Origin of the sequence: Kitasatospora sp. SUK 42, assembly GCF_015776785.2 — a bacterium.
Lineage (GTDB): Bacteria > Actinomycetota > Actinomycetes > Streptomycetales > Streptomycetaceae > Kitasatospora.
The window spans coordinates 1,033,393-1,039,535 of sequence record NZ_LFMD02000003.1; the positions used below are offsets into that span (position 1 = coordinate 1,033,393).

The following is a 6,143-nucleotide window of genomic DNA, read 5'->3' on the forward strand; positions in this document are numbered from 1 at the left end:
GCCCCGCCCCGCCCGACGGTCCCCTCCCCGGACCGCTCCCGCCCGAAGGAGCGAGACTTGAAGAGTCCCCCATCATCCGGGACCCCGAACTCCCCGAGCGTTGCCCCGACCCACCGGTGTGGAGGCCGGCGATGACAGCCATGTTCGACCAGGAGCTGCGCGAGCAGCTCGCCCAGGCCCGCCTGGACCTCGCGGCCGCCCGGGCCGAAGGGGACGCCGACGGCGTCCAGGCGTACGAGGGCCGGATCTCCTCGCTCCTCCGGCTCGCCACCCAGCACGGCATAGACCTCCCGCACAGCATCGACGAGGAGGAGCACAACGACTAGCCGCGTTCGGGGCCCTGCCCGCTCGGACCGGGCCCGACCCGAGCGAAGCCCGACCCGACCGGGTCCGGGAGACGGACCTCCGGAACGCGAGGAGGCGGCCCCCGTCCAGCACGGGTGCCGCCTCCCTCCGCACGCGGGTCACTCCCCGGCCGGCTCCAGGATCGCCACGCACTCGAAGTGGTGCGTCATCGGGAACAGGTCGAAGGCCCGCAGCGACACCGGCCGGTAGCCGCCCTCGCGGAAGAACTTCAGGTCCCGGGCGAGCGCCGCCGGGTCGCAGGCCACGTACGCGATCCGTCGCGCCTCCAGGCCGACCAAGTGCGCGACGGTCTCCCGCCCGGCGCCCGAGCGCGGCGGGTCCAGCACGATCAGGTCGGTGGCGGTGATGCCGGTGCGCGGCAGCAGCGTCTCCACCCGGTCGCACTCGATCCGCACGTTGTCCAGCGCGGCCAGGTTGTGCCGGGCGTCGACCACGGCCTGCTTGGCGGACTCGATGCCGAGCACCGCGCCCTCCTCGCCGACCCGGTCGGCCAGCGCGCCCGCGAACAGGCCGACGCCGCAGTACAGGTCGAGCGCGTTCTCGCCCCACTGCGGGTCCAGGCCGTCCAGCACCGCGTCGACCAGGGTGTCCGGCGCCTCCGGGTGGATCTGCCAGAAGCCGCCGTTGCTGATCCGCCAGGTCCGCCCGGCGGCCCGCTCACGGACGAAGCCGCGCCCGTGCACCTTGTGCACGTCGCCCTGGTCGTCCACCCGGGCGATCGACACCGGCTTGTCCAGCTCGACCAGCGGCAGCTGGGCGCCGTCGCGCGGGGTGAGCACCACCTGGCGGTCCGAGGAGCCGGTCGCGGCGATCGCCTCGACCGTGGCCACGCCCGGCCAGTCGCGGGCCTCGATGCCCAGCTCGGTGACGCCCTCGGCGGCGATCAGGCAGCGGTCGATCACCTGCACCTCGTGCGAGCGGTGCTTGCGCAGGCCGACCTTCCCGGTCTCCGCGTCCACCGTGTACTGCACCCGGGTGCGCCAGGCCGGCACCTGCCCGGCCGGCATCTTGCCGCCGACCGGCTCGACGCTGCCGTCCCAGCCGGCCTCGGCCGGGGTCAGCCCGGCCAGCTTCGCCAGCTGCTCGGTCAGCACCGCCGCCTTGAGCTTGCGCTGCCCGCCCGGGGTCACGTGCTGCCAGTCGCAGCCGCCGCACTTGCCCGGCCCGGCGAACGGGCACGGCGCCTCGATCCGCTCCTTGGCGGCCTCCAGCACCTCCACCGCGTCCGCGCGCAGGAACCGCGAGGTGGTGGTGCCCTCGGTCACCAGCGCGACCACCTTCTCGCCGGGCAGCGCGTGCCGGACGAACAGCACCCGGCCCTCGTGCCGGGCCACGCAGTGCCCGCCGCCGTGCGCGACCGGGCCGACCTCGACCTCGTACCGCTGCCCGACCAGCGGGTCACCGGACGGCGTCTCGGGCCGCGGCGCCCGCGCGGGAGCCGCGCGCAGCGCCTTCGGCGGCCGGACCGCCTGCTTGCGCGGCGCCTTCCGGGCACCACCGGCGGCGCCCTTCTCGGTACGAGCGCCCTTCTCGGCGCGGGCCGACTTCTCGGTACGAGCGCCCTTCTCGGCGCGGGCCGACTTCTCGGCGCGAGCGGGCTTCTCGGCAGGGGACTCCGCACGGGGCTCGCCCGGCACGACCGGTGCCGTGCGCGCCGTCAGCCCGTCACGGTCGGTGGCCTCCGGACGGGCCGGCCGGCCCCACCGCGGCCGGGCGGCCTGCCCGGGCTGGGAGCCGCCCCGACGGGCGCCCTTGCCCTTGCCGGAGGCGCCGGAGGAGCCCGAGGAGCGGGGCGGAGTGTTGCGCGTCACTGGGAGGATTCCTTGCTGCGGTCGGAGGTGGCACCGCCGGTCGAACCGGTGGAGACGGAATCCTTCGACTTTACGGCCTTCGGCGCCCTCGGCTCGCCACGGCGGACCGCCCCCGGCGCCGACCAGGCCTTCTGCGGCTTGCGCCGCTCGGAGGACTCCAGCTGCCAGGGCACCGAGGTGACCATCACCCCGGGCTTGAACAGCAGCCGTCCCTTGAGCCGCAGCGCGCTCTGGTTGTGCAGCAGGTGCTCGTACCAGTGGCCGACCACGTACTCCGGAATGTAGACCGAGACCACGTCGCGCGGGCTGCTGCGGCGCAGGTTCTTCACGTAGTCCAGGACCGGCCCGGTGATCTCGCGGTACGGCGAGTCCAGCACCTTCAGCGGCACCTCGATGCCGCGCTCGTCCCACTCCCCGCGCAGCGCCGCCGTGTCCGCCGGGTCGACGTTGACGGTGACCGCCTCCAGGGTGTGGGCGCGGGCCAGCCTGGCGTACGCGAGGGCGCGCAGGGCCGGCTTGTGCAGCTTGGAGACCAGCACGATGGCGTGCACCCGGGTGGGCAGCACCACGTCGTCCGGCGCCTCGGCGGCGGTGAGCTCGTCGGAGACCCGGTCGTAGTGGCGGCGGATCCCCTTCATCATCACGAACAGCATGGCCATCGCGGCGATCGCGATCCAGGCGTGGCTGATCTTGGTGACCAGGACGACGATCAGCACGGCCATGGTCATCACCAGGCCGAAGGCGTTGATCGCCCGGCTGCGCTGCATGTGGCGGCGCTTGGCCGGGTCCGTCTCGGTGCGCAGCAGGCGGGTCCAGTGCCGGATCATGCCGGACTGGCTCATGTTGAAGGCGACGAAGACGCCGACGATGTAGAGCTGGATCAGCCGGTTCGGGTCCGCGTTGAAGGCGAACACCAGCAGGATCGCGGCGATCGCCAGCAGGATGATGCCGTTGGAGAAGGCCAGCCGGTCGCCGCGGGTGTGCAGCTGGCGGGGCAGGTAGCGGTCCTGGGCCAGGATCGAGCCGAGCACCGGGAAGCCGTTGAAGGCGGTGTTGGCGGCCAGCACCAGGATCAGGCCGGTGACGGCGGCGACGAAGTAGAAGCCGGGCGTGAAGTTGCTGAACACGGCCTCGCTGATCTGGGCCAGCGCGGTCTTCTGGTGGTAGTCGGGCGAGGAGCCGACCAGCTGCTCGGTCGGGTTCTCGGCCATCTGCACGCCGGTCAGGCGGGCCAGCCAGATGATGCCCATGAACATCACCACGGCGATGCTCGCCATCATCAGCAGCGTGGTGGCCGCGTTCTTGCTCTTCGGCTTGCGGAAGGCCGGCACGCCGTTGGAGATCGCCTCCACGCCGGTGAGCGCGGCACAGCCGGAGGAGAAGGACTTGAGCAGCAGGAACACCATCGCGAACCCGGCCAGCGAGTCGTTGCCGGGGGTGGCCGCGAGGTGGAAGGCGGAGCTCTCGGCCGGCATGTCCTGGCCGAACGCGAAGTGCCGGACGAAGCCGTAGCCGACCATCCCGATCACGCCGACCATGAAGGCGTACGTGGGCACGGCGAAGGCGGTGCCCGACTCGCGCACCCCGCGCAGGTTCATGCCCATCAGCAGCACGATCACGATCACCGACAGGGTCAACTCGTGCCCGCGCAGCGCCGGTACGGCGGAGACCACGTTGGCCACACCCGAGCTGGTGGACACGGCGACGGTCAGCACGTAGTCGACCATCAGCGCGCTCGCGACCACCAGGCCGGAGGCCGGCCCGTGGTTGACGGTCGCCACCTCGTAGTCGCCACCACCGCTGGGGTAGGCGTGCACGTTCTGCCGGTACGAGGCGACCACGGCGAGCATCACGATCGCCACGACGACGCCGATCTGCCAGGAGAAGTGGATCGCCGAGGCCCCCGCGATGGAGAGCGTGAGCAGGATCTCCTCGGGGGCGTACGCGACCGAGGAGAGCGCGTCCGAGGCGAATACGGGCAGCGCGAGCCGCTTGGGGAGAAGCGTTTCCCCCAGCTTGTCGCTGCGTAGGGCGCGCCCGATCAGGATGCGTTTCGGAAGGTCAGTCGGCATAGGCACGTTAAGGAATCGTAGGGCTTTCCCAGCCGGGCTTGCGCCGTTTATCCCCCCCTTCGTCGCGACTGCGTTCGGTGGACCGGCTAGCGTGTCGGATACGAGTCGGCGGGCAACACTCTGGTTGTCGAGCGGAGTCCGGCCGACACCCCACGAGAACGCTCGCCCCGGGACAGCCGGGCGGAACGGGAGATGAACGGTGTTTGCGCAGGTCAAGAACCCTTCGGGACGGGTGAGGTAGCGCCGGTGCACATCGTCATCATGGGCTGCGGCCGCGTGGGCTCGGCCCTCGCGAGAGCCCTGGAGAAACAGGGCCACTCGGTCGCGGTGGTCGACCAGGACCCGACCGCCTTCCGTCGGCTCGGTGCCGGGTTCAACGGGCGCCGGGTGACCGGGGTCGGCTTCGACCAGGACACCCTGCGCGAGGCGGGCATCGAGGAGGCCGGCGCCTTCGCCGCGGTCTCCAGCGGTGACAACTCCAACATCATCGCCGCCCGGGTCGCCCGGGAGACCTTCGGCGTCGAGAACGTCGCCGCCCGGATCTACGACCCCCGCCGCGCCGAGGTGTACCAGCGTCTGGGCATCCCGACCGTGGCGACGGTCCGCTGGACCGCCGACCAGATGCTGCGCCGGCTGCTGCCGAGCGGCGCCGAGCCGCTGTGGCAGGACCCGAGCGGCGGCGTGCAGCTGGCCGAGGTCGCGTACGCCCCGAGCTGGGTCGGCCAGCGGGTCAGCAGGCTGGAGGAGGCCTCCGGCGCCCGGGTGGCGTTCGTCACCCGGCTCGGCGAGGGAGTGCTCCCCTCGCCGCAGATGGTGGTGCAGGAGGGCGACCTGGTGCACGTGATGCTGCGCCGGGTCGACCTGACGGCCGTCGAGGCCGCGTTCGCGCAGGGGCCGAAGGAGGAGGGTCACTGATGCGGGTCGCCATTGCCGGTGCCGGAGCCGTGGGCCGCTCGATCGCGGGCGAGCTGCTGGAGAACGGCCACGAGGTCCTGCTGATCGACAAGAACCCCAACGCCATCTCGGTGGAGCGGGTGCCCCTGGCGGAGTGGCTCCTGGCCGACGCCTGTGAGATCACCTCGCTGGACGAGGCCGCGCTGCAGCGCTGCCACGTGGTGATCGCCGCGACCGGTGACGACAAGGTCAACCTGGTCGTCTCGCTGCTCGCCAAGACCGAGTACGCGGTGCCGCGGGTGGTCGCCCGGGTGAACAACCCGAAGAACGAGTGGCTCTTCAACGAGTCCTGGGGCGTGGACGTGGCCGTGTCCACCCCGCGCCTGATGTCCGCGCTGGTCGAGGAGGCGGTCAGCGTCGGCGACCTGGTCCGCCTGATGCGCTTCAGCCAGGGCAACGCCAACCTGGTCGAGCTGACCCTGGCCGCCGACACCGAACTGGTCGGTACCCGGGTGGGCGACGTGGCCTGGCCGCCGGACACCGCGCTGGTGACCATCATCCGCGAGGGCCGGGTGCTGGTGCCGGGCAAGGACGACACCCTGGAGGGCGGCGACGAGCTGCTCTTCGTCGCCGCGCAGGAGCGCGAGGAGGAGCTGGAGCAGCTGCTGTCGGCCACCTCCGGCGCCCAGTAGGACTGCCCGCACGCACGGCGGAGGGCCCGCACCCCTGGGGCGGTTTCTAGTGGTCGTTGCAACACGTGGTCGGTTGTCTAGGCCGCGAGGAGTTTAGCCAGGCGCTCGGCTGGGGTTTCCCAGCCGAGCGTCTTGCGTGGACGGCGGTTGAGCTGGTCGGCGACGGCCGCCAGGTGTTCCGGGGTGTGGACCGACAGGTCGGTGCCCTTGGGGAAGTACTGCCGCAGCAGTCCGTTCGTGTTCTCGTTCGAGCCGCGCTGCCAGGGGCTGGCCGGGTCGCAGAAGTAGACCGGGATGTCGGTGGCGAG

At 72.0% G+C, this 6,143-nt stretch carries 6 protein-coding genes; 3 read left to right on the forward strand and 3 right to left on the reverse strand.

The genetic code is table 11. From position 1 onward, the window contains the following. Positions 1 to 131: 131 nt before the first annotated feature. Positions 132 to 326 carry a hypothetical protein gene (locus RZ50_RS14320; RefSeq protein ID WP_196949945.1) on the forward strand — a complete coding sequence of 65 codons (195 nt, stop codon included), beginning with the start codon at positions 132 to 134 and terminating at the stop codon, positions 324 to 326. Between the two features lie 138 nt (positions 327 to 464). Here the strand turns inward: RZ50_RS14320 and RZ50_RS14325 are convergent, their stop codons facing one another. Together RZ50_RS14325 and RZ50_RS14330 are read right to left on the reverse strand one after the other, a co-directional pair. Next, entirely contained in the window at positions 465 to 1,814 is a 1,350-nt protein-coding gene (locus RZ50_RS14325; RefSeq protein WP_196949946.1) for a class I SAM-dependent RNA methyltransferase, read from the reverse strand. Between the two features lie 359 nt (positions 1,815 to 2,173). After that, positions 2,174 to 4,249 (reverse strand): APC family permease, encoded by a 2,076-nt coding sequence (locus tag RZ50_RS14330; protein WP_254802705.1) that lies wholly within the window; start codon positions 4,247 to 4,249, stop codon positions 2,174 to 2,176. Positions 4,250 to 4,495: 246 nt separating this feature from the next. Here RZ50_RS14330 and RZ50_RS14335 point away from each other — a divergent pair, with 246 nt between their 5' ends. Next, positions 4,496 to 5,164 carry a TrkA family potassium uptake protein gene (locus tag RZ50_RS14335; protein WP_196949943.1) on the forward strand — a complete coding sequence of 223 codons (669 nt, stop codon included), beginning with the start codon at positions 4,496 to 4,498 and terminating at the stop codon, positions 5,162 to 5,164. Then, the gene (locus tag RZ50_RS14340) at positions 5,164 to 5,835 is read left to right on the forward strand and encodes a TrkA family potassium uptake protein (RefSeq protein WP_196949942.1); all 672 of its coding nucleotides are present in this window, start codon (positions 5,164 to 5,166) and stop codon (positions 5,833 to 5,835) included. The genes RZ50_RS14335 and RZ50_RS14340 overlap by 1 nt, the downstream gene beginning before the upstream one ends. A 77-nt stretch (positions 5,836 to 5,912) precedes the next feature. Here the strand turns inward: RZ50_RS14340 and RZ50_RS29125 are convergent. Further along, positions 5,913 to 6,143, reverse strand: a 231-nt coding sequence (locus RZ50_RS29125; protein WP_254802487.1) for an IS30 family transposase, incomplete at its 5' end; no start/stop codon positions are given.

Coding starts and splice junctions, on each gene's coding strand:
- RZ50_RS14330 (WP_254802705.1), bottom strand. CDS start 4,249: ATGCCGACTGACCTTCCGAAACGCATCCTGATCGGGCGCGCCCTACGC.
- RZ50_RS14340 (WP_196949942.1), top strand. CDS start 5,164: ATGCGGGTCGCCATTGCCGGTGCCGGAGCCGTGGGCCGCTCGATCGCG.
- RZ50_RS14320 (WP_196949945.1), top strand. CDS start 132: ATGACAGCCATGTTCGACCAGGAGCTGCGCGAGCAGCTCGCCCAGGCC.